This window comes from Roseovarius sp. A46, from assembly GCF_004126395.1.
In the GTDB taxonomy this organism is placed as follows: Bacteria; Pseudomonadota; Alphaproteobacteria; order Rhodobacterales; family Rhodobacteraceae; genus Roseovarius; species Roseovarius nitratireducens.
Genome location: NZ_PVWS01000004.1, coordinates 76330 through 97132, shown reverse-complemented (window position 1 = coordinate 97132; position 20803 = coordinate 76330). Strand labels below are relative to the sequence as shown.

Genomic DNA, 20803 nt, shown 5'->3' with positions numbered 1-20803 from the left:
TGGGGCGCGGGCGGCACGCGGCCCGCGCTCAACCGTAGAGCGCCTGCGCGCGGACCTCGAAGGCGCGCACGATCCGCTTCATCGCCTCGTGAAAGAACATCTCGGCCGCGGATTGCAAAAATCTGTTCTTGAACGCGAAATCCACGTCGAAACTGACCTCGCAGCCGCCCTCGGCCTCGGCAAAGGACCAATTCGAGCGCATGTGCCGGAACGGACCGTCGAGATACTCGGTCTCGATCCGCTTGTCATCGGGCCATAGCACCACGCGACTGCCGAATCGCTCGCGGAACACCTTGAAGCTGATGACGAGATCGGCCTCCATCACCTCTGAGCCGTCCGCCTGCGGCGTCACCTTGCGCACCCGCGCCGCCGCTGTCCACGGCAGGAACTCCGGGTAGCGTGCCACGTCAGCGACCAGCGCATACATTTGGTCTGCCGTGTAAGGCAGGTGGCGCGTTTCGGAATGTGACGGCATCGCGCCCCCCGGTTTTCCCGTGACAGTGGCGCGGTTTCTCCTAGACTGGGCGCGGATTTTCAAGGGGAAGACATGCCGCAGCGCAGCTACGTGATCGACACGCTCATTTCTGCGAAGCGCATCGCCGCCCGCATCGAGGCGCTGTCGGAGGAGATCGAGGCGGAATTCGCCGGGACGGAAAAGCTCGTGGTGGTGGGGCTGTTGCGCGGCTCATTCATCTTCATCGCCGACCTAGTGCGCGAACTCGATCTGCCCGTGGAGGTGGATTTCGTGGAAACCTCGTCTTACGGCAACGCCATGGAATCGAGCCGCGAGGTGCGCATTCTCAAGGATCTGCGTGGCGATATCGCGGGGCGAGATGTGCTGGTGGTCGAGGATATCGTAGATACTGGGCACACGCTCGCCCACGTGCTCAACCTTCTGAAAAGCCGCAAGCCCGCGCGCCTCAAGACCATTGCGCTGCTCGACAAGCCGTCGCGGCGGGAGGCGGATATACGGGCCGATTGGATCGGCTTCGAGATCCCCGACGAATTCGTCGTGGGCTACGGTATCGACTTTGCGCAGCGCAACCGCAACCTGCCCCATATCGGTGCCGTGCGGTTCACCGACCCATGAACATAAACTGGCTCTTGCGGATGGCGCGATGGGCACGCCGTCCGCCGGGGCCGCGCACGGTGCGGCTGTGGCTCATCGTCATCGGCATTGGCCTCGCCTTGGCCGGGATCGAGCTTTTCTTCGGCTGGCCCGAAGCGCTCACGCTCGAGCCGCGCCGCTCGATCATGCGGCCCTAAACGCGGTGCACGCAGGCGTTGCTCACGAGCCAATCTCCACGACTTGACCGCCGGTTGAGCGAATTATCACTTTGAGAACGGAGTAATCGGCGTAAACTTGCCTATATTGGACTTGGTCTTTTCATCGGGGGGAAGCCATGTTTACGCAGGTAAAATCCGTCCTCGCCCTAATTGGGGCCCTGTTCCAGCGGCTTGCTGCAATCATTCTCGTCCTGTCTGCCCTGGCGCTCGTGGCGGCCACCACCGCCGCTGCCGTCGGTGCTCTGCCGTGGCTGGAATTCGAGGTCACGTTCGGCGGCGAAACCTACGCCAACGCCGGGCACATTGCTCAGATCGGCGTGACGGTCCTGGCGGTGCTTTTGTGTTTCTACCTGCCATCGAATGCCCGGATCATGGCGCTGGAGACCTCGCATCGCCGCTTTGATATCGGGATGCAGGACATCGCCCGCGCCTATCACGCCGCCCATGCCGCCGACCGCGAGGGCGTGTTTCACCTGTCCTCGGAGTTCGACGCGGTGCGTGAGCGGTTGGCTTGGCTGCGTGAACATCCTGATCTCGGCGGGCTGGAGCCCGGACTTCTGGAGGTCGCGGCACAGATGTCGCATATCAGCCAGGAGCTTGCCGATGTCTATTCCGAGGAAAAGGTGGCACGCGCGCGCCAGTTCCTGCACCAGCGGCAGGAAGAGGTGGCCGCGTTCAACGACCGGATCGAGCGTGCCAAGGCTGTCTCTCAGGAATTGCGCCACTGGGCGCACGAGGTCGAGCTTGAAGAGAGCGTCGCGGCGAGCCAGCTTGCCCGGTTGCGCGAGGATCTTCTGGCGGTGCTGCCAGAGCTTGGCATCGAGGAGGTGTTGCGCGCCGACGGCACCGTCATCGATATCCCCCGCAAGGCCGCGGAATAGCACCCTGCCCCCGCGTTTCGCGTTTGACGGGCCGCGCGGGGTGGGGCATGTGATCGTGCATGGCCAAACCTTCCACCACATTCACCTGCACGGCCTGTGGCGCTAGCCACGCACGCTGGTCGGGGCGCTGCGATGCCTGCGGCGCGTGGAACTCCGTCGCCGAGGAGTCGCCCCTGTCGGCGGGACCGGCAGGCCGGAGCCTCGGGGCGCGGCGCGGTGCGGCGCTCGCGCTCAGCGATCTGGCAACAGAGGAGGCTCCGCCGCCGCGCACCTGCTCGGGGATGGCCGAGCTCGACCGCGTGTTGGGCGGGGGCCTTGTGCCGTCGAGCGCGGTGCTGGTCGGCGGCGATCCCGGTATCGGCAAGTCCACGCTACTGTTGCAGGCCGCCGCGCGCTTTGCCTGCGCGGGGCTATCGACACTCTACGTCTCGGGCGAGGAGGCCAGCGCACAGGTGCGGATGCGCGCCCAGCGGTTGGGGCTGGAAAGCGCGCCGGTGCGGCTCGCCGCCGCCACCAGCCTGCGCGACATCCTCACCACGCTCGACACCGAGCGTCCCGACCTCGTGATCATCGATTCGATCCAGACCATGTGGTCGGACACGATCGAGTCGGCCCCTGGCAGCGTCGCGCAGGTGCGCGCCGCCGCGCATGAGCTCACGAGCTTTGCCAAGCGGCGGGGCGCGAGTGTCATCCTCGTCGGCCACGTCACCAAGGACGGCCAGATCGCAGGCCCTCGCGTGGTCGAGCACATGGTCGATTGCGTGCTGTATTTCGAGGGCGAGCGCGGGCATCAGTTCCGTATCCTGCGCTCGGTCAAGAACCGCTTTGGTCCGGCCGACGAAATCGGCGTGTTCGAGATGACGGGCGCGGGGCTTGCCGAGGTCGCCAACCCCTCGGCGCTGTTTCTCGCCGGGCGCGGCGCGCCGGCCCCCGGCTCGGTGGTGTTCGCCGGGATCGAGGGCACGCGGCCCCTGCTGGTCGAGGTGCAGGCGCTGGTGGCCCCCACGCCCCACGCCCAACCCCGCCGCGCGGTGGTAGGATGGGACGGCGCCCGGCTTGCCATGGTCCTCGCGGTGCTCGAGGCGCGATGCGCCATCCCGTTCGCCGGGCTCGATGTCTATCTCAACGTGGCGGGGGGCTTGCGCATCTCCGAGCCAGCCGCCGATCTCGCTGTCGCCGCCGCGTTGCTCAGCGCGCGAGAAGATGTGGCCCTACCGCCCGAGACGGTAATATTCGGCGAAATAAGCCTCTCGGGTGCGCTGCGCCCGGTGGGCCAGACCGAAAACAGGTTGAAAGAGGCGCGAAAACTTGGTTTCACGTCTGCAATCCTTCCGTCGGACGACAAGACCGGCGGCCAGAGCGGCCTCAGCCTGACCCGGATGGGTGATCTGACCGCGTTCGTGGGTGATGTTTTCGGCGCAGGGTAGGCGCCAGCAGGAACAGGACGAGGCATGGACGGTTTCACCATCATCGACGGGGTCGTTGCCCTCTTTATCGTGCTCTCGGCGCTTCTCGCCTATTCGCGGGGTTTCGTGCGCGAAGCACTAGCCATCGCGGGCTGGGTGGCGGCAGGGATCGTTGCCTTCGTCTTTGCGCCGCAGGTAGAACCGCTGGTCAAGGAAGTGCCGGTTGTGGGCGAGTTCATCGCCGACAGTTGCGAATTGTCGATGATCGGTGCGTTTGCCGTGGTCTTTGCCTTGGCGCTCATCATCGCATCGCTCATCACGCCGCTGTTTTCCTCGCTGGTGCAGCGTTCAGTACTCGGCGGCCTCGATCAGGGGGTGGGCTTCGTCTTTGGTGTGGCGCGCGGGGTGCTGCTCATTGCCATCGCCTATTTCGTATACGAGACGGTGATTTCCTCCCAATCCATCGCCATCATCGACAACAGTCGATCGGCGCAGGTGTTCTCGCAACTGACCGATACCGTGGCCGCGCAAAAGCCCGAGCAGGCGCTGGGATGGATCACCACGCAGTACGAGCAGCTCGTCGGCAATTGCGACGCGCCCTGAAACGAGCTACGCCGCTTCGACCGCGCGCCGATCAGGATCCTTTCGTGATAGTTTCGTGACATGACCCGGCCAACCGCGTATGAGGTGGGCCAAGCGACATCCACGGATTCGGAGCTGCCCTTGTCCACGTCCGCACCTATGCCTCCCGCCCACCCGTTCGACGACGACAAGCTGCGCGAAGAATGCGGGGTTTACGGCGTAATCGGCCTGACTGACGCCGCTAACTTCGTGGCGCTCGGGTTGCACGCATTGCAACACCGCGGTCAGGAGGCGGGCGGCATCGTCAGCCACGACCCAGAGCTTGGCTTCAACTCGGTTCGTCGCTTCGGCTATGTGCGCGACAATTTCACCCGCCAGTCGCTCATGGAGGCGCTGCCGGGGCCGCTGGCCATCGGCCATGTGCGTTATTCCACCGCCGGTTCCAAAGGCGCGGCGATCCGCGACGTGCAACCCTTTTTTGGCGAATTCTCGATGGGTGGCGCGGCGATTGCCCATAACGGCAACATCACCAATGCCGACGCGCTGCGCCGCGAGCTGATCGAGCGCGGCTCGATCTTCCAATCCGGCTCGGACAGCGAATGCATCATCCATCTGATGGCCCGCTCGCTGCAACGCAATATCCCCGAGCGGATGGAGGATGCGCTGCGCCGGGTCGAGGGGGCGTTCTCGGTGGTGGCGATGACCCGCTCCAAGCTCATGGGCGTGCGCGACCCGCTGGGCGTTCGCCCGCTGGTGCTGGGCCAGTTGGGCGAAGGCTGGGTACTCAGTTCCGAGACCTGCGCGTTCGACATCATTGGCGCGCGCTTTGTGCGCGAGATCGCGCCGGGAGAGATGGTTGTCATCTCCGCAACCGGCGAGGTCGAGAGCCATTTCCCCTTCCGTCGCCAGAAACCGCGGTTCTGCGTGTTCGAGCATGTCTATTTCTCACGCCCCGACTCGATCATCGGCGGTCGCTCGGTCTACGAGACGCGTCACCAGATCGGGGTGGAATTGGCGCGCGAGGCCCCGGTAGAGGCCGATCTCGTCTGTCCTGTGCCCGATAGCGGCACGCCTGCGGCCATTGGCTACAGCCAGGAATCGGGTATTCCCTTTGCCATGGGGATCATTCGCAACCAGTATATGGGCCGCACCTTCATCGAGCCGACCGAGCAGATCCGCAACATGGGTGTGCGCCTCAAGCTTAACGTCAACCGCGCCCTCATCGAGGGCAAGCGGGTGATCCTCGTCGATGACAGCGTTGTGCGCGGCACCACCAGCCGCAAGATCAAGGAAATGATCCTTGATGCCGGGGCAGCCGAGGTGCATTTCCGTATCGCCAGCCCGCCCACGGCATGGCCGTGTTTCTATGGCGTGGACACGCCGCAGCGCGAGAAACTGCTGGCCGCGACCATGTCCGAGGACGAGATGCGCGAGCATCTCAACGTGGACAGCATCCGCTTCATCTCTCTCGACGGGCTCTACCGCGCCGTCGGCGAGGCGGGTGGGCGCGACGCCGCATGTCCGCAATACTGCGATGCCTGCTTCTCGGGCGACTACCCGGTGGCACCGACGGACATGATCGAGAAGGGCTTTGAGCTGAAGGCCGCCGAATAGGCCCTCGCAGCAGGCAGAATTCTGCCGCAGCGCAGAATTCCGCTTTCGCACGCGTGTCGACAGGCGTAGGGCGCGGGTCCGTAGACGGATCACAGGACCATCATGACAGACCAGACAGAGAGCCCCGCGACAACCCTCGCCGCGGCCACGCAGAAGAGCGCGTTGCCCCATGAGCGTCTGATCCTTCTGGGTACGATGCACGGCCCCGGCAGCGCGCGGGCCCTGTTGCGCGTCGGTGGGCGCGTCGAGACCGTGACCAGCGGCGACCGCATTGACGGGGGCACCGTGGCGGCGATCGGCGACGGGGTGCTGATTCTCGCCCGCGGACGCACGACCGAGCGCCTCGCCCTGCCCGGGATTTGACGTCCTGTCCTTCGTCGCGCAAAAAACGGGCATGACACGGCCTGCCCTATACTTTCGTCCGCACCACTTTCTCTGTGCCCTCGGCTTTGCCGGCGCGGGCTATTCCGACGCGTTCACCGCCAACATGACGCGGATCGTGCGCGACGGGTTGCGCGCGCCGGGTGGCGACGAGACGGTGATCGAGGTGGCGGGCGCGGCGGATGATATATGCGCCCCCTGCCCCAAGCGGCGCGGCGCGCTCTGCGTCAGCCAGGAGAAGATCGTAGCGCTCGACACGCGTCACGCGGCGGCGCTCGGGCTGCGCGCGGGTTCGCGGCTGACATGGGGCGAGGCGCAGGATCTCATCAGGCGTGCAGTTGCCCCCGGCGATCTGTGCAAGCTCTGTGCCGGTTGCCAGTGGCTGGAGCTTGGGCTGTGCGAGGCAGCCCTCGCCCGCCTTCATGAGGCCAAATGAAAAGGCCGCCCCCGGTTGCCCGGGTGCGGCCTGAGTATCGGTTTTAACCGCAAGCTCAGCCGCGTGCCGACAGCGCCTTCCAGCCACCCCAGACGACCATCGCCGCGAGCACGGCCTTGACCGCGTCACCCAGCAAGAATGGGCTCATCCAGTAGGTCCACAGTTCCGGCATGGTCTTGCCCATCACCGCGGCAGGCCAGGCGAGCCCGGGCAGGTAGAGCAGCGCCGAGATCGCGACGCCGCAAATCGCGGTGCTCACCACCCCGCGCGCGAGCCCGCGCTCGACCGCGAGGCCAGCAAGCCACGCCATACCGACAAAGCCATAGAGGAACCCGGCGGTCGGCCCGACCAGCGCCGCACCGTTCATGCCGTTCGCAAAGACCGGCAGCCCCATCGCCCCCTCGGCGAGATAGGCCAGCAGCGCCGCCGCCCCGAGCCGCGAGCCGAAGGTCAGCCCGACGACCAGGATCGCCAGTGTCTGGAGCGTCAGCGGCACCGGAAAGAACGGCACGCTCACTTGCGCCGCCAGCGCGATGAAGAGCGATCCTCCCAGAACCAGACCCGCCTTGCGTACAAGGCCCTCGTGGCCGATCACGGCCTGCGTCAGTGTTTGTGCGCGCATCACGCGTCCCTCCTGTTTCCGTCCCGGACCGACTTTTTCGCCGCACTGCGTCAAAAGTCAAGCGATTGTCCTTGATCCGATCACGCGAGAGTGGGATTTGGCGTTTATGACAGACCTGCATGATTTCCCGATCGCCCTCGTCACCGGCGCGTCCCGGGGCCTTGGGGCCGCGATGGCCGAGGCGCTTGCCCCCACCCATCACGTGGTTGCCGTGGCGCGCACTGTGGGCGGGCTCGAGGAGCTTGACGACCGTATCCGCGCTGCTGGCGGACAGGCCACGCTCGCGCCCATGGACATCACCACGCGCGACGCGATGGCACAGCTTTGCCGCTCGATCCACGACCGCTGGGGACAGTTGGCACTTTGGATACACACCGCCGTTCACGCAGCGCCCCTCAGCCCCGCCGACCATGTAGATGCGCGCGACCTCGAGCGCTCCATCGCCACCAATGTCAGCGCCACGGGCATTCTCATCCCCTATGTCGCGCCACTTTTGGGCCTCGAGGGACAGGCGGTGTTCCTCGACGATCCGCGCGCGGGCGAGAAATTCTTCGGTGCCTACGGGGCGACCAAGGCGGCGCAGATCGCGCTCGCCCGAAGCTGGCAGGCCGAAACTGCCCGGACCGGCCCCCGCGTTCATATCCTCGCGCCCGCACCGATGGCCACGGCGACGCGCGCGCGCTTTTTCCCCGGCGAAGACCGCGAGACGCTCGCCCATCCCCGGGACGAGGCGGCGCGCCTGCTGGCATCGCTCGGCTGAGCGTCGCTGGCCGCTTGTTGCCGCGCGGCGCAGGCGTTAGACAGGCCGCAGGACAGGGCAAGCAGCGGACAGGGCGGGCGACATGCGCATTCTTATTACCAACGACGACGGCATCAACGCGCCTGGGCTTGCCGTGCTGGATGAGATTGCCACCGCGCTCGCCGGGGACGGGGGCGAGGTCTGGACCGTGGCCCCGGCGTTCGAGCAGTCGGGGGTCGGGCACTGCATCTCCTACACGCGGCCCATGATGATCTCGCAGATGGCCGAGCGCCGGTTTGCCGCCGAGGGCAGCCCTGCCGATTGCGTGCTCGCGGGGCTGCACGACGTGATGAAGGATGCCCGCCCCGATCTTGTGCTGTCGGGCGTCAATCGCGGCAACAACGCCGCCGAGAACGCGGTCTATTCCGGCACCGTGGGCGGGGCCATGGAGGCGGCGCTCCAGGGCGTGCCGGCGGTGGCGCTCAGCCAGTATTACGGGCCAAAAATCCGCGAACTCGAGGACCCATTCGAGTGTGCCCGCACCCACGGCCTACCGGTGCTGCGCCGCCTGCTGGACAAGGGGGTATGGACGCAAGACGATTATGGCATCTTCTACAACATCAACTTCCCCCCTTGCCCCGGATCCGAGGTCAGGGGCATCCGCGCCGCGCGGCAGGGCTTTCGCCGCGACATGGGCTTTGGTGTGCAGCCGCATGTGGCGCCTTCGGGGCGACGTTTTCTGTGGGTGACGGGTGCGCCACAGCATGAGCCGACGAGCCCGGGCTCGGATGCGGATGTGAACCTGCAGGGCTATGTCTCGGTCACGCCGATGCGCGCCGACCTCACGGCCCATGACGCGCTGGAGGCGCTGAAGGCAATCGAATGAGCGACGAGGCCGATCATAGTGCCGAACGCCAGATGCAGTTCCTGTTCGCGCTGCGGTCCCGCGGGGTGACCGATGCGCGGGTGCTCTCGGCGATGGAGCGAGTCGACCGGGGGCGCTTCGTGCGGGGCTATTTTACCGGGCGTGCCTACGAGGACATGCCGTTGCCGATCGCCTGCGGCCAGACCATCAGCCAACCTTCGGTGGTGGGGCTGATGACGCAGGCGCTGCGGCTCTCGCCGCGCGACAAGGTATTGGAGGTGGGGACCGGCAGCGGCTACCAGGCGGCGATCCTCAGCCAGCTTGCGCGCCGTGTCTATACAGTGGACCGCCATCGCCAGCTGGTGCACGAGGCCACCGCGATCTTCAGAGAGCTCGATCTGGCCAATATCATCGCGCTCACCGCCGATGGCAGCTTCGGCCTGCCCGACCAGGCGCCGTTCGACCGCATCCTCGTGACCGCCGCCGCCGAGGACCCACCCGGACCGCTCTTGGCCCAGCTAAAGATCGGCGGTATCATGGTCCTGCCCGTAGGCCAGTCGGACACGGTGCAGAAACTCATCCGCGTGACCCGGCACGAGACCGGGTACGAATATGACGAGCTACGCCCGGTGCGTTTCGTGCCATTGGTCGAGGGGCTGGGACGCGACGGTTGAAACCGGCCGCGCAGAGGCAGGAAATGGACGAGGGACAAGGGGTATCTCAATGCGACATTTGCCACGACAGGTGGTGATCGGCATCGGTATGGCGGCGGGACTCGCGGCGTGCAGCGGGCCGCTCGATATCGACATGCGCGGCGGGTTCGGCAATGCACCGAGCACGGCCGAGGCAGCGCGCACCGCGACCGCCACGCGGCCCGAGCCGGATGCGCGCGGCATCATTTCCTATCCCGGCTACCAGGTTGCCGTGGCACGGCGCGGCGATACCCTTGCCGCGCTCGCCGCACGGATCGGTACCGATGCCGACGAGTTGGCCCGCTACAACGGTATCCAGACCGGCGACATCCTGCGCGACGGAGAGATCGTGGCGTTGCCGCGCCGGGTGGCCGAACCCGAGGGCGGACCCATCCGGCCCGACACCGAAATCGCGGCCCTCGCCGACCGCGCCATAGAACGCGCCGACGGCGATGGCATCGCGACCAGCACGCTCGAACCGGCGGCGCAGAGTGAGGCGGGCCAGAACGGGGCGCAGCCCATACGCCACAAGGTCGAGCGCGGAGAGACCGCCTATTCCATTGCCCGACTCTACGACGTGCCGGTGCGCAGCCTCGCCGATTGGAACGGGCTTGGCCCGTCCTTCACCGTGCGCGAGGGTCAGTTCCTGCTGATCCCCGTACCCGCGCCCGACGCGCGGCCCCGGGCCCGTGACGCGGAGCGTGCCGAGCAGCAGCAAGAGGACACCGTCACCGCGCCCGGCGCCGGCTCGCCCACACCCGAGCCACCGAGTGCCGCGCGCCCGCTGCCCGAAGAAGAGCCCGCCGCGCCCGAGCCGGTGGCCACGCCCGATCTTGGCCAGTCGCAGACCGACAGAAGCGAGGCCCGTCTCGCCCGACCGCTCGACGGCTCGATCGTGCGTGACTATGACAAGGGCCGCAATGAAGGCATCGACATCGCCGGCGCGCCCGGCGCCGAGGTGCGCGCCGCGGGCGCGGGCACCGTGGCGGCAGTGATCGAGGACAGTGACGGCCGCCCCATCGCCGTCATCCGCCACGATGGCAACCTGCTGACTGTCTATTCCAACCTCGCAGAGCTGAGCGTGGCCAAGGGCGATCAAGTGACCCGCGGTCAGACCATCGGCACACTGCCCAACTCTGGCACCCCGGCGCTGCATTTCGAGGTGCGCGACGGGATCGAGAGCCTCGACCCCAATTCGTTTCTGGGAAGTTGAGCGAGAGGGGACGGCAAACGGGAGTCGCATTTGGGGCCGACACCCTCCCCCGCGCTACCGCGCAGGCGGCGGCGGGGCCGCGCAATGCCCACCTGTGGCGGCAAGCCCTGAGCCGAGCGCAAGCATCGGCGGCGCCGTGTAAGGGTTGAGCGGGTCAGACTGCAACTGATCCAGGGCGACAAGACCCAGAATGCCCAGCCCCACGAGCATTGCCACGTGCACCCGCCTCATTTTCGCGCCTCCAGTCCCAACGCGGGCCGCAGCCGGATCCCCACCCAGGACCCGGCAAAGGCCGCTATGAACCACACCCAGCCATGCGCCGAGCCGGTGGCGACACCGCTGAAGAACGCGCCGATATTACAGCCGAACGCGAGCCGCGAACTGTAGCCCAGTACCAGCCCCGCGACGATCACCGCCACCCAGGCGCGCGCAGGAAGCACGCCGACCGGCGAGGCGAACCCCGCCCGCCACCACGCCACGAGCGCGGCGCCGCCGATGAGCCCCAGATCGGTGAGCGAGGTCACATCCGTGAGCAGACTCGCCTCGACCTGCGCGGCATTGGCCGCGGCAGACCAGAACACCGAGCCGGATAGGTCGCCGCCCACGGCCACCACCGCCTTGGCCACCCACAGCCCGAGGCCGTAGACCACACCCCAGGGTTGCCCGGCCACCACGAGGTGCAGGATCGCCAGCACCGCCAGCGCCAGCGCCGCCGCCCAGTAACGCGCGGGCAGACGGTGGCTGCCCTTGCGACCCAGACGAAGCGCCAACGCCGCGATCCCCGCCAGCCCGGCGAGCGTGATCGCGAGCCCACCCGTGCCGTTAAGCGTCGCCACTGGCAAACTGCCCAGCGCCGTCCACCAGCTCAGGTGGTACGCCCCGGCAAAGCTGCCGATGGCGAAGAAGGGCAGTGCCACCGCGCCGATGGCATTGCCGCTCCCGGCGTTCACCAGCGTGCCCGAGCCGCAGCCCAGCACCACCTGCATCGCCGCGCCGAAGACGAAGGCACCGCCCACCATCGCAAATCCGATGGGGGCGTGCGCGCCCTTCAGTTCGGTCCCGTTCGCAGCGAGAAGCGGCAGTGCCGCGCAGGCGACGATACCGATGGCCAGAAGTTGCGCCAGAAGCCCCGAGGCGTCACGTTCGAGGATCATCCGCCGCCACGGGCCGGTAAAGCCGAAACGAAATCCCTCGAGCGCAAGGCCGAAGCCGAGCCCGATGGCAAGGATTGCACCCGCGCGCGGCCCGGCACTCAGCGCCACCGCCAGCACCAGCGCCGCGACGAGAACCATCACCCCCGCGCGCGACAACGCACCGGGGGCAGAGGGCGGGGCCGCGTGCGCGGTGGCTTGTGTCATGGGCGCCTCAATACTTGCCGGTGATCTTGTTGAGCAGGTTCTGGATGAGGCCCGGCACGTTGGCCATCTCCATCCCCGCCTGCGACCAGCCGACCACCGATTCCGGGTAGAGGCGCACGCCCTCGATCCCGGCGACCTCGCTCAGCGCGAACCAGTTGGTCGCCGCCCAGTGCCCGGTATTGCAGAAGGATACCAGCCGGTCACCCTGCATGAGTCCGTTCTCGGCGGCCAGTTCACGCACATGGTCCGGCTTGATAAGCGACGGCTCGTCCTCGCCGAACCAGCGATCATGGGTGAAATACTGCGATTGCGGGATGGTGCCGGGCCGCGCCGCCGCGCCATGCTTGGTCTCGCCCCGCCAGAACGCCTCGGGGCGGGCATCGACGAGGGTCGCCTCTTCACGCCCCTCAACAATGGCCTGCACATCCGCGCGCGTGGCCAGCCATTCGTCGGAGAAGCTCACGGTGATCGCGCTCGGCGCGATGTCGGGGGCCGCGCCGGTCTTGATCGGGGCCTTGGCCTGTTCCCACGCATTCATGCCGCCGTTGAGCACCGCCAGATCGCTGAAACCAGACGATTTCAGCGTCCAGTACACCCGCGCTGCCGATCCGAAATCGGTTTGGTTGCTGCCCTGATGGACGATCACCACGGGCGTGTCGGTTTCGAGGCCAAGGTTGCGCAGCACCTCGGTCAGATGCGCCTCGGTCACGAGCTTGCCCGGATTATCCGCCGGGCCGCGAAAGAGGCCATAGGGTGCGTTGCGCGCGCCGGGGATGTGGCCAGCCTCGTAGGCGGTCGGCGCGCGGATATCGAGCACGACCGGTGCCTCGGCGGCGTCCAAAGCGTCATCGAGCGCCGCGGGGGTCGTGAGCGGGCCGTTCGACGCCTGCGCCGCCAGCGGGATCAGCGCCATCCCAAGCACCAACGCCGCCTGTTTCAATCTCGTCAGCATGGGGCCTCTCCCATCCCTGTGGTTGTTTCAATCGCTTGAGACATATTCCCAGAGCCTGTCGGCAACAAGCCTGTCACAGCGATCTCACGGGCTGTTGAGCCCCGTCACGTCCCGGCGCGCGGGCTCAGGTATCGAGCGGCAGCGCCCGTTCCACCACCCGCGCGAAGAACGAGGCGCCGAGGGGCGCCACCGCGTCGTTGAAATCGAACGCCGGGTGGTGAAGTGCTGGCCCCGCGCCCTGCCCGAGAAACAGATAGGCGCCGGGCCGCTCGGCCAGCATATAGGAAAAATCCTCGGCCCCCATCTCGCGCGTGCGATCCGCGATCACGGCTGCGTCTCCAACCACTTCACGCGCGATTTTCGATGCAAATTCCGTAGTTTGCGGATCGTTTATCGTGGGCGGATAGCCGGACTCGATCTCCACTTCCGCGCGCACGCCATGTGCCGCCGCCACGCCCGCGGCCACCTCGCGCAGGCGGCGGTGCGCCATGTCCCGGACGCCCTCGGCAAAGGTGCGGATCGTCGCGCCGACATAGGCGCGTTCGGGGATGACGTTGTCGGCGCTGCCCGCGTGGATCTGCGTGACCGAGATCACGAGGTCATCGAGCGGGTCGCGGTCGCGGGTGATAATGGTCTGAATTGCCTGGACAATCGCCACCGCCGCCGGGATGGGATCGCGCGCCTCGTGGGGCATGGCGCCGTGCCCGCCCTGCCCGATCACATGGACATGGAGGGTATCGACGGCGGCCATGATCGGCCCCGGCGTGGTCTCGAACGTGCCCTCGGGCGCGCCGGGCAGGGTGTGGAGGGCATAGACCTCGGCCACCTCATGGCGGTCGAGTGTGCCCTCCTCGACCATAAGCCGTGCGCCACCCGGTCCTTCCTCGGCGGGCTGGAAGAACAGCACCGCGCGCCCGGCGTAATTTCTTGTTTCCGCGAGATATTTTGCTGCACCAAGCAACATGGTCGTGTGCCCGTCATGGCCACACGCATGGGAGCGCCCCGGCACGGTGCTGGCATGATCGGCACCGGTCAGGTCGTCCATCGCGAGCGCGTCCATGTCGGCGCGCAGACCGATGGACCGACCGGGGGAGCGGCCCTCGATCACCGCGACAACGCCCGAGCGGGCGACCCCCGTTTCGATCCGGTCCACGCCGAACTCACGCAGCTTTTCCACAACGAATTCAGCGGTTTCAAAGCAATCCAGCCCAAGCTCTGGGTGGGCGTGCAGGTGCCGCCGCCACGCGGTCATTTCCTCGGCGAACCCGGCTATGCGATTGATTGCGGCCATGTCTGGACATCCCTTTCGTCTGTCGTCACGGTGGCAACAGACAGCAATTTCAAGGGCGCTGCAATGGCCGACGATACCCTTCTGCACGACCCCGATGGTGGGATGCCCCGGCTGATCGAGATTATGGCGCGGCTGCGCGATCCCGAGACCGGCTGTCCCTGGGATATCGAGCAGGATTTTGCGAGCATTGCCCCCTATACCATTGAAGAGGCTTATGAAGTTGCCGATGCCATAGAGCGGGGCGACTGGGGGGATTTGCGCGCGGAGCTGGGGGACCTGCTGTTGCAGGCGGTGTTTCATGCACAGATTGCGCGGGACAAGGGGCTGTTTGACATCGAGGATGTGGCGAATGCCATTTCCGACAAGATGATTGCCCGCCATCCCCATGTTTTCCGGGAAGAAAACCGCGACAAGAGTGCGGAACAGCAAACCCGCGACTGGGAGGCGGTCAAGGCCGCCGAGCGCGCCGCGTCGGGCGAAAACGGCACGCTGGACGGGGTGGCGCTGGGGCTGCCGGCACTGCTGCGGGCGGTGAAGCTGCAGAAACGGGCCGCGCGGGTTGGATTTGATTGGCCTGAAACTTCGCATGTTCTCAGAAAGATAGAAGAAGAAGTTCAAGAATTACATGAGGCGTCGGAAGGGGGTAACCCGGATGAGATCGAGGAAGAATTCGGCGATCTGCTGTTCGTCATGGCCAACCTCGCGCGGCACATGAAGCTGTGTCCCGAGACCGCGCTGCGCCGCGCCAACGCCAAGTTCACCCGCCGATTTGCCCGCATCGAGGCGCTGTTGGCCGAGGACGGACGCCGCCCCGAAGAGAGCGACCTCGCCGAGATGGACGCGCTCTGGAACGCGGCCAAGGCCGAGGAGAAACTGTAGGTTCAGAGCGCGAACCGCACGGTTCGCGCGTTTCACCGCGCGGTGCGTTCAGGTATTGAACAGGAAATGCAGCACGTCGCCATCCTTGACGACGTAGCCCTTGCCCTCGGCGCGCATCTTGCCGGCCTCTTTCGCCGGGGTCTCGCCGCCGCAGGCGATGAAATCCTCGTAGGCGATGGTCTCGGCGCGGATGAAGCCCTTTTCGAAATCGCCGTGGATCACGCCCGCCGCCCGGGGCGCGGGGGTGCCCTCGGGGATGGTCCAGGCGCGCGCCTCCTTGGGGCCGACGGTGAAGTAGGTCTGAAGGTGCAGGAGCGTGTAGCCCGCCTTTATGAGTCGGTCGAGACCGGCCTCTTCGAGCCCCATCTCGGAGAGGAACATTTCCGCCTCTTCGGCGTCGAGCTGGGCGATTTCCTCTTCGATCTGGGCGGAGATGACGACGTGGCCCGCGCCTTGCACCGCGGCCATCTCTGCCACCGCGGCGGAATGGGCGTTGCCCGTGGCCGCGCTGCCCTCATCGACGTTGCAGACGTAAAGCACCGGCTTGGCTGTCAGCAGTTGCAGCAGCTTCCACGCGCGGGCGTCTTCGGCATCGACGGCGACGGTGCGCGCGGGGCGGCCCTCTTCCAGCGCGGCCTGGGCGTCGGCCAGGAGCCGGTCGGCCTGCACGGCCTCCTTGTCGCCACCCTTGAGCTTGCGCACCAGCCCGGCGCGGCGTTTCTCGATGGAATCGAGATCGGCCAGCATCAATTCGGTCTCGATCACCTCGGCATCGGCCACCGGATCGACGCGGCCATCGACATGGGTGACGTCGCCATCCTCGAAGCAGCGCAAGACGTGGGCGATGGCATCGACCTCGCGGATATTGGCGAGGAACTGGTTGCCGAGGCCCTCGCCCCGGCTCGCGCCCTTCACGAGGCCCGCGATATCAACGAAGGTCATGCGCGTGGGGATGGTCTGTTTCGACCCGGCGATCCCGGCCAGCCGGTCGAGCCGGGGGTCGGGCACCGCGACCTCGCCCACGTTGGGCTCGATCGTGCAGAACGGAAAATTCGCCGCCTGCGCGGCGGCGGTGCGCGTGAGCGCGTTGAAGAGCGTGGACTTGCCCACGTTGGGCATGCCGACGATTCCCATCTTGAAGCCCATCTGCGGCCCCCTTCGGTGCATAGGTCGGGGGCATCTACGGGGCCGGGCGGGGCAAGGTCAAGCCGGGCATTGATTTTCCCCGCCGATTGCGCCAAACCCGCGCGAACGTGACAGTTGAGAGGCCGCCTCCATGACCCGCATCGACGCCAGATTCGCAGAGCTTCGCGCCGCCGGACGCAAGGCGTTCGTGTCCTACATCATGGCGGGCGACCCGGATGCCGACACCTCGCTGGAGGTGATGAAGGGGCTGCCGGGCGCGGGCGTGGACATCATCGAGCTGGGCGTGCCGTTCACCGACCCGATGGCCGACGGCCCGACCATTCAGCTGGCCGGGCAGCGGGCGCTGGCGGGGGGCATGACGCTGGAGAAGACGCTGGCGATGGCGCGTGCGTTCCGCGAGGAGGACGATACCACGCCGATCGTGCTGATGGGGTATTACAACCCGATCTACAATCGCGGCGTGGACAAGTTCCTCGTCGATGCCAAGGCGGCGGGGATAGACGGGCTGATCGTGGTCGATCTGCCGCCCGAGGAGGATGACGAGCTGTGCATTCCCGCGGCGAAGGTGGGGCTCAACTTCATCCGGCTGGCGACGCCCACCACCGATGACAAGCGCCTGCCCAAGGTGCTGACCAATACCAGCGGGTTTGTCTATTACGTGTCGATCACCGGGATCACCGGGGCGGCGGCGGCCGAGGCCACGGATGTCGGCCCCGAGGTGGCGCGGATCAAGGCGCAGACCGATCTGCCGGTGATCGTGGGTTTCGGCATCCGCAGCCCCGAGACCGCGCAGACCATCGCCGGGGTGGCCGATGGCTGCGTGGTTGGCTCGGCCATCGTGGGCGAGATGGCCACGGGGCGCCCGGTGGCCGAGGTGCTGGAGTTCGTGCGCGGACTGGCGGAGGGCGCGCACCAGGCGTGAGGTGCCGCTGACCGCGGGCGCGTGCGGACCGTTTGCCACATCGCGCGGCGGGCGGGCAGTCGCCTCAGGCCAGGCCCATGTCGCGGGCGAGCATGGCGGCATGGGTGCGGTTGCGGGCACCGAGTTTGCGCGACAGCGTCTTGAGATGAAGCTTGACCGTCACCTCCTGGATCGAGAGATCGCGGGCGATTTCCTTGTTGGATTTGCCGTCCGAGACACCGGTCAGCACGTCGCGTTCGCGGGCGGTGAGGGCGATATCGGCCTCGGCACCGGGGTCGCGGTCGGAATTCAGGAAATCGCAGGGCGCGAAGGTGTCGCCCCCGAGGATGCGCCGCACCGCCGAGATCAGCGCGCGCGGCGCCAGCGTTTTCGGCAGGAAGCCCGCCGCGCCCGCGCGCAGCGCGCGCCGCGCCACCTCGGGCGGGGCGGTGCCCGACAGGATCGCCACCGGGCAGCCGGCCTGTTCGCGCATCCGCGCGAGGCCGGCGAGCGCCGCCATCCCCGGCATCCGGTAGTCGAGCAGCACGAGGTCGAACCCGTCCTGCGCGCGCACCATTGCAAGGGCGTCGTCGAACCTGCCGGCCACGGCCACGTCAAAGCCCCCCTCGCTGCGCAGGTAGGCGGCGAGCGTGTCGCGCACGAGGTCGTGATCGTCGGCGAGCAAAACGCGGCTCATCTTGTCTCCGGTTCGGTGAGTGTTCGTCTTGACAGAAGGTCGAGTGTAGTCTGGCGTCACAGGAATGACAAATGCGTGATTGCACGCCGGACCGCAAGACGTCACCCCGGGCAAAAGCATAGGAGGGCTGGGCACGCGCCTGAAATTGCCGAAACTGGTTGTGCACGAACAGGGAGGGATCATGCCGCGCCGCATTGCCACGATCGTCCGGGTCGTCCGCGCGTTCGGACTGTGCCTCGCCGTGGCATGGGCGGCAACGTGGCAGCCGTTGGAGGCGGAGGCGCAGGCACGGCTGGACATCCTCGCGCCCGACGGCACGCGGCTCGCCGCGCTCGACCGCGCGGACCTGGCCGCGCTGCCGCAGACCGCGTTCACGACGCATACGATCTGGACCGAGGGGGTGCAGCGTTTCGAAGGCGTGTCGCTGGCCACGCTGCTCGCGCGGACCGGCATCAGCGCCCGGCGGCTCGACCTCGTGGCGGTGAACGATTACACCGTCTCGCTGCCGGCCGCCGAGATCGGACCGGTCTATCCGGTGATCGCGCACAGCCGAAACGGTGCGCCGATGAGCCTGCGCGACAAGGGGCCGTTCTGGCTGGTCTACAATTACGACAGCGACCCCGATTTCCAACGCGAGACCGTCTACATGCGCAGCATCTGGCAGCTTGACCGGATCACCGTGCATCCGGCGGCGGAGTGAGGACCGGGCGACGAATGCAGGGTACCGAGGATCACCGTCTGTCCGCGCGCGAGCGGCTCGCGCTGGCGCTGCTGGCGATGTTCGCCATCGGCTGCATGATCGCGGCGGCGGCCATTACCTCGCACGTGCTGGCGCGGATCGGCGAGTATGGCACGGCACGCGATGACAACCTGCAATGGACCATCTCGCAGATCGAGGTGGACCAGCTCAAGTTCCGGCTGGCGCTGGAGACTCTCGGCCGCGCTGACCCGGAGGCGCCGGATGCCGTGCGGCAGCGGTTCGATCTGCTCTATAGCCGTACCACGACGCTGCGCAACGCGCCCGCCTATCGCGCCATGCTGGCGCGCTCGCAGGCGGCGGGCGACGTGGCGCAGGTGATGGCGATCCTCGACGAGATGATCCCGTTGATCGACGGCGGCGACGCGGACCTTGTGGCGGCCCGTGGGGTGCTGGAGGCGCAGGCGGCAGGGATGACACCGCCCATTCGCCGGATCGCCGCCGCCGCGCTGGCCATCGACGCGCGCCGCTCGGACGCCGAGCGCAGGCAGTTGACCACGCAGATCGTGACCCTCACGGCACTAAGCACGTTGATGTTCGTGGCGCTGTTCCTGTTGCTGGTGCTGCTGTGGCGGCTCTATCGCGGGCGGCTCAGGGCCGAGGCGGCGATGGCGGCGGCGCGCGAGGAGGCGTTGGCCGCCGAGCAGGCGCGCGCGCGGTTCCTGGGCATGACGAGCCACGAGATGCGTACCCCGCTCAATGGCCTGCTGGGCGCGCTCGAATTGCTGGAGGACAGCGATCTCGACAGCGATCAGCGCGATCACGTGCGGCTCATGCGGTTGAGCGGCGAGGCGCTGCGCACCCATATCAACGAGGCGCTGGGGGGGCTGGGACCGCCCGGCGATGCGCCGGTGCTGCGCCCGGCGCCGTTCGATCTGGACGCACTGCTCGCCGATCTGGTGGCGGGGCAGCGGATTGCCGCCGAGGCGCGTGGCAACACGCTCCGGCTCGATCCCGCGCAGGCCCGTCTGGGCACCGCGGTCGGCGACGCGCGGCGTCTGGGGCAGGTGTTGCTCAACCTCGTGGCCAACGCCGTCAAGTTCACCCGCGAGGGCACAATCACCCTATCAGCGCGGCGCGACACCGGCGACGCGGTGGTATTCTCCGTGCACGATACCGGGATCGGCATCGCCGAGGCCGAGCAACCGGCGATCTTCGAGGACTTCATCCGCCTGCCCCATCGCGACGTTGCGGGTGCCGAGGAGGAGGCCGGCGGGACCGGGCTGGGGCTCGGCATCGTGCGGCGGATCGTGTCCGCGATGGGCGGGCATATCGACGTCGAGAGCAGCCCCGGCGCGGGCAGCATCTTTACCGTGCGGGTGCCCCTGCCGCCGGCAAGGAGCGACGGCGAGGTGCAGCCCGAGGCGGATGCCGCCCCCCTGCCCCGCACCCTGCGCGTACTGGTCGTCGAGGACACCCCGGCAAGCCGCACGGTGACCGGGACGATGCTGGAGCGCGACGGTCACGAGGTGGTGCTGGCAGCGGACGGGATCGAGGCGGTCCGGGCTGCTGACGAGGCCGCTTTCGACCTGATCCTGATGGATGTGGACATGCCGCGGCTCGACGGGATCGAGGCGACCCGGCGCATCCGCGAGGGCGGCGGCCCCAATGCGGCCACGCGGATCGTTGCGCTGACCGCCTATCACGGCGCGCGCACGGTGGCGCGGTTGCGGGAGGCCGGGGCCTGCGCAATCGAGGTCAAGCCGCTGTCGCGGGCCGCGCTACGCGCGCTCGTCGCGCAGGTGCCACGGGACGAGGCGCTCGTGAACGCGGCGCACATCGCGCAGATGCAGGCCGCCCTGTCCGAGGCGCAGATGGCCGGGACGATGGCGGCGCTGGGACGCGAGGCAGAGGTGCTGCTGGCCGATCTGGAGGCGGGTATGCCGGACGATCTGGGTGGGCGTATCCACAGGCTCGCAGGGACCGCCGGGGCCTGTGGCGCCACGGCCCTGCACACACGGCTGGAGCAGGTCGAAGCGGCACTGGAGACCGGGCACGAGGCGCGGGCGCGGGCGCTGTGCGACGGGCTGCCGACGCTGTGGCGCCGGACGCGCGCCGCGCTTCGGCAGCACGGATTCGCGGCCTGACGCTCACGCGGAGTTGC

Annotated in this window: 24 protein-coding genes; 16 read left to right on the top strand and 8 right to left on the bottom strand. The window is 67.5% G+C overall.

Annotated features, from left to right (window positions below; translation table 11 throughout):
• Positions 1-28: 28 nt before the first annotated feature.
• A complete protein-coding gene (locus C6W92_RS03765; protein ID WP_104018017.1) occupies positions 29-475 on the bottom strand; it encodes a type II toxin-antitoxin system RatA family toxin in 447 nt (148 codons plus the stop codon).
• 72 nt (positions 476-547) lie between these two features.
• On the opposite strand from C6W92_RS03765, the gene hpt reads away from it, so the two are divergent.
• From hpt to C6W92_RS03725, 8 genes are all read left to right on the top strand, one after another.
• Positions 548-1090 (top strand): hypoxanthine phosphoribosyltransferase, encoded by a 543-nt coding sequence (gene hpt / locus C6W92_RS03760; RefSeq protein ID WP_129431719.1) that lies wholly within the window; start codon positions 548-550, stop codon positions 1088-1090.
• Positions 1087-1266 carry a hypothetical protein gene (locus tag C6W92_RS03755; RefSeq protein WP_129431718.1) on the top strand — a complete coding sequence of 60 codons (180 nt, stop codon included), beginning with the start codon at positions 1087-1089 and terminating at the stop codon, positions 1264-1266. Before hpt ends, C6W92_RS03755 begins: the two co-directional genes overlap by 4 nt.
• Before the next feature lie 137 nt (positions 1267-1403).
• The gene (locus tag C6W92_RS03750) at positions 1404-2168 is read left to right on the top strand and encodes a DNA repair protein (RefSeq protein WP_129431717.1); all 765 of its coding nucleotides are present in this window, start codon (positions 1404-1406) and stop codon (positions 2166-2168) included.
• A gap of 59 nt (positions 2169-2227) precedes the next feature.
• Positions 2228-3595 carry a DNA repair protein RadA gene (gene radA, locus C6W92_RS03745; protein WP_129431716.1) on the top strand — a complete coding sequence of 456 codons (1368 nt, stop codon included), beginning with the start codon at positions 2228-2230 and terminating at the stop codon, positions 3593-3595.
• Positions 3596-3619: 24 nt separating this feature from the next.
• Complete coding sequence (locus C6W92_RS03740; protein ID WP_104018021.1) at positions 3620-4177, top strand: CvpA family protein; 558 nt, start codon at positions 3620-3622, stop codon at positions 4175-4177.
• Between the two features lie 138 nt (positions 4178-4315).
• Positions 4316-5770: an amidophosphoribosyltransferase gene (gene purF, locus C6W92_RS03735; protein ID WP_129431715.1), complete on the top strand. Its 1455-nt coding sequence runs from the start codon at positions 4316-4318 to the stop codon at positions 5768-5770.
• 102 nt (positions 5771-5872) lie between these two features.
• Complete coding sequence (locus C6W92_RS03730) at positions 5873-6133, top strand: hypothetical protein (protein ID WP_129431714.1); 261 nt, start codon at positions 5873-5875, stop codon at positions 6131-6133.
• 31 nt (positions 6134-6164) lie between these two features.
• A complete protein-coding gene (locus tag C6W92_RS03725; protein ID WP_129431713.1) occupies positions 6165-6587 on the top strand; it encodes a DUF1284 domain-containing protein in 423 nt (140 codons plus the stop codon).
• Between the two features lie 55 nt (positions 6588-6642).
• Here the strand turns inward: C6W92_RS03725 and C6W92_RS03720 are convergent, their stop codons facing one another.
• Positions 6643-7209, bottom strand: a complete 567-nt coding sequence (locus tag C6W92_RS03720) for a biotin transporter BioY (protein ID WP_129431712.1) — start codon at positions 7207-7209, stop codon at positions 6643-6645.
• 106 nt (positions 7210-7315) lie between these two features.
• On the opposite strand from C6W92_RS03720, the gene C6W92_RS03715 reads away from it, so the two are divergent.
• From C6W92_RS03715 to C6W92_RS03700, 4 genes are all read left to right on the top strand, one after another.
• Positions 7316-7969: an SDR family NAD(P)-dependent oxidoreductase gene (locus tag C6W92_RS03715; protein WP_129431711.1), complete on the top strand. Its 654-nt coding sequence runs from the start codon at positions 7316-7318 to the stop codon at positions 7967-7969.
• 82 nt (positions 7970-8051) lie between these two features.
• A complete protein-coding gene (gene surE / locus C6W92_RS03710; protein ID WP_129431710.1) occupies positions 8052-8834 on the top strand; it encodes a 5'/3'-nucleotidase SurE in 783 nt (260 codons plus the stop codon).
• Positions 8831-9487, top strand: coding sequence for a protein-L-isoaspartate(D-aspartate) O-methyltransferase (locus C6W92_RS03705; protein ID WP_104018028.1), 657 nt, complete (start codon positions 8831-8833; stop codon positions 9485-9487). The genes surE and C6W92_RS03705 overlap by 4 nt, the downstream gene beginning before the upstream one ends.
• 49 nt (positions 9488-9536) lie before the next feature.
• Positions 9537-10718: a LysM peptidoglycan-binding domain-containing M23 family metallopeptidase gene (locus tag C6W92_RS03700; RefSeq protein ID WP_129431709.1), complete on the top strand. Its 1182-nt coding sequence runs from the start codon at positions 9537-9539 to the stop codon at positions 10716-10718.
• Between the two features lie 54 nt (positions 10719-10772).
• Here C6W92_RS03700 and C6W92_RS17610 read toward each other — a convergent pair whose 3' ends face one another.
• From C6W92_RS17610 to C6W92_RS03685, 4 genes are all read right to left on the bottom strand, one after another.
• Positions 10773-10949 (bottom strand): hypothetical protein, encoded by a 177-nt coding sequence (locus C6W92_RS17610; RefSeq protein ID WP_164989161.1) that lies wholly within the window; start codon positions 10947-10949, stop codon positions 10773-10775.
• A complete protein-coding gene (locus C6W92_RS03695) occupies positions 10946-12076 on the bottom strand; it encodes a YeeE/YedE thiosulfate transporter family protein (RefSeq protein ID WP_129431708.1) in 1131 nt (376 codons plus the stop codon). The genes C6W92_RS17610 and C6W92_RS03695 overlap by 4 nt, the downstream gene beginning before the upstream one ends.
• A 7-nt stretch (positions 12077-12083) precedes the next feature.
• The gene (locus tag C6W92_RS03690; protein WP_164989165.1) at positions 12084-12989 is read right to left on the bottom strand and encodes a rhodanese-like domain-containing protein; all 906 of its coding nucleotides are present in this window, start codon (positions 12987-12989) and stop codon (positions 12084-12086) included.
• 163 nt (positions 12990-13152) lie between these two features.
• Positions 13153-14319, bottom strand: a complete 1167-nt coding sequence (locus tag C6W92_RS03685) for a M20 aminoacylase family protein (RefSeq protein ID WP_129431706.1) — start codon at positions 14317-14319, stop codon at positions 13153-13155.
• A gap of 63 nt (positions 14320-14382) precedes the next feature.
• Between C6W92_RS03685 and mazG the strand changes: the two genes are divergently transcribed.
• Positions 14383-15198, top strand: coding sequence for a nucleoside triphosphate pyrophosphohydrolase (gene mazG, locus C6W92_RS03680; RefSeq protein WP_129431705.1), 816 nt, complete (start codon positions 14383-14385; stop codon positions 15196-15198).
• Between the two features lie 48 nt (positions 15199-15246).
• Here mazG and ychF read toward each other — a convergent pair whose 3' ends face one another.
• On the bottom strand, positions 15247-16344 hold the full coding sequence (gene ychF, locus C6W92_RS03675) for a redox-regulated ATPase YchF (RefSeq protein WP_129431704.1): 1098 nt from the start codon (positions 16342-16344) through the stop codon (positions 15247-15249).
• Between the two features lie 130 nt (positions 16345-16474).
• Between ychF and trpA the strand changes: the two genes are divergently transcribed.
• Entirely contained in the window at positions 16475-17266 is a 792-nt protein-coding gene (gene trpA, locus C6W92_RS03670; protein ID WP_129431703.1) for a tryptophan synthase subunit alpha, read from the top strand.
• A 64-nt stretch (positions 17267-17330) separates the two neighbouring features.
• Here the strand turns inward: trpA and C6W92_RS03665 are convergent, their stop codons facing one another.
• Complete coding sequence (locus tag C6W92_RS03665; protein WP_104018036.1) at positions 17331-17942, bottom strand: response regulator transcription factor; 612 nt, start codon at positions 17940-17942, stop codon at positions 17331-17333.
• A gap of 181 nt (positions 17943-18123) precedes the next feature.
• Between C6W92_RS03665 and C6W92_RS03660 the strand changes: the two genes are divergently transcribed.
• Both C6W92_RS03660 and C6W92_RS03655 read left to right on the top strand, forming a co-directional pair.
• Positions 18124-18642: an oxidoreductase gene (locus tag C6W92_RS03660; RefSeq protein ID WP_129431702.1), complete on the top strand. Its 519-nt coding sequence runs from the start codon at positions 18124-18126 to the stop codon at positions 18640-18642.
• 14 nt (positions 18643-18656) lie between these two features.
• A complete protein-coding gene (locus tag C6W92_RS03655; RefSeq protein ID WP_129431701.1) occupies positions 18657-20786 on the top strand; it encodes an ATP-binding protein in 2130 nt (709 codons plus the stop codon).
• Positions 20787-20803: the final 17 nt, after the last annotated feature.

What these genes read in the sequence shown, in the direction of transcription:
- C6W92_RS03765 (WP_104018017.1), bottom strand. Translation starts at nt 475, where the DNA reads ATGCCGTCACATTCCGAAACGCGCCACCTGCCTTACACGGCAGACCAA.
- hpt (WP_129431719.1), top strand. Translation starts at nt 548, where the DNA reads ATGCCGCAGCGCAGCTACGTGATCGACACGCTCATTTCTGCGAAGCGC.
- C6W92_RS03755 (WP_129431718.1), top strand. Translation starts at nt 1,087, where the DNA reads ATGAACATAAACTGGCTCTTGCGGATGGCGCGATGGGCACGCCGTCCG.
- C6W92_RS03750 (WP_129431717.1), top strand. Translation starts at nt 1,404, where the DNA reads ATGTTTACGCAGGTAAAATCCGTCCTCGCCCTAATTGGGGCCCTGTTC.
- radA (WP_129431716.1), top strand. Translation starts at nt 2,228, where the DNA reads ATGGCCAAACCTTCCACCACATTCACCTGCACGGCCTGTGGCGCTAGC.
- C6W92_RS03740 (WP_104018021.1), top strand. Translation starts at nt 3,620, where the DNA reads ATGGACGGTTTCACCATCATCGACGGGGTCGTTGCCCTCTTTATCGTG.
- purF (WP_129431715.1), top strand. Translation starts at nt 4,316, where the DNA reads ATGCCTCCCGCCCACCCGTTCGACGACGACAAGCTGCGCGAAGAATGC.
- C6W92_RS03730 (WP_129431714.1), top strand. Translation starts at nt 5,873, where the DNA reads ATGACAGACCAGACAGAGAGCCCCGCGACAACCCTCGCCGCGGCCACG.
- C6W92_RS03725 (WP_129431713.1), top strand. Translation starts at nt 6,165, where the DNA reads ATGACACGGCCTGCCCTATACTTTCGTCCGCACCACTTTCTCTGTGCC.
- C6W92_RS03720 (WP_129431712.1), bottom strand. Translation starts at nt 7,209, where the DNA reads ATGCGCGCACAAACACTGACGCAGGCCGTGATCGGCCACGAGGGCCTT.
- C6W92_RS03715 (WP_129431711.1), top strand. Translation starts at nt 7,316, where the DNA reads ATGACAGACCTGCATGATTTCCCGATCGCCCTCGTCACCGGCGCGTCC.
- surE (WP_129431710.1), top strand. Translation starts at nt 8,052, where the DNA reads ATGCGCATTCTTATTACCAACGACGACGGCATCAACGCGCCTGGGCTT.
- C6W92_RS03705 (WP_104018028.1), top strand. Translation starts at nt 8,831, where the DNA reads ATGAGCGACGAGGCCGATCATAGTGCCGAACGCCAGATGCAGTTCCTG.
- C6W92_RS03700 (WP_129431709.1), top strand. Translation starts at nt 9,537, where the DNA reads ATGCGACATTTGCCACGACAGGTGGTGATCGGCATCGGTATGGCGGCG.
- C6W92_RS17610 (WP_164989161.1), bottom strand. Translation starts at nt 10,949, where the DNA reads ATGAGGCGGGTGCACGTGGCAATGCTCGTGGGGCTGGGCATTCTGGGT.
- C6W92_RS03695 (WP_129431708.1), bottom strand. Translation starts at nt 12,076, where the DNA reads ATGACACAAGCCACCGCGCACGCGGCCCCGCCCTCTGCCCCCGGTGCG.
- C6W92_RS03690 (WP_164989165.1), bottom strand. Translation starts at nt 12,989, where the DNA reads ATGGCGCTGATCCCGCTGGCGGCGCAGGCGTCGAACGGCCCGCTCACG.
- C6W92_RS03685 (WP_129431706.1), bottom strand. Translation starts at nt 14,319, where the DNA reads ATGGCCGCAATCAATCGCATAGCCGGGTTCGCCGAGGAAATGACCGCG.
- mazG (WP_129431705.1), top strand. Translation starts at nt 14,383, where the DNA reads ATGGCCGACGATACCCTTCTGCACGACCCCGATGGTGGGATGCCCCGG.
- ychF (WP_129431704.1), bottom strand. Translation starts at nt 16,344, where the DNA reads ATGGGCTTCAAGATGGGAATCGTCGGCATGCCCAACGTGGGCAAGTCC.
- trpA (WP_129431703.1), top strand. Translation starts at nt 16,475, where the DNA reads ATGACCCGCATCGACGCCAGATTCGCAGAGCTTCGCGCCGCCGGACGC.
- C6W92_RS03665 (WP_104018036.1), bottom strand. Translation starts at nt 17,942, where the DNA reads ATGAGCCGCGTTTTGCTCGCCGACGATCACGACCTCGTGCGCGACACG.
- C6W92_RS03660 (WP_129431702.1), top strand. Translation starts at nt 18,124, where the DNA reads ATGCCGCGCCGCATTGCCACGATCGTCCGGGTCGTCCGCGCGTTCGGA.
- C6W92_RS03655 (WP_129431701.1), top strand. Translation starts at nt 18,657, where the DNA reads ATGCAGGGTACCGAGGATCACCGTCTGTCCGCGCGCGAGCGGCTCGCG.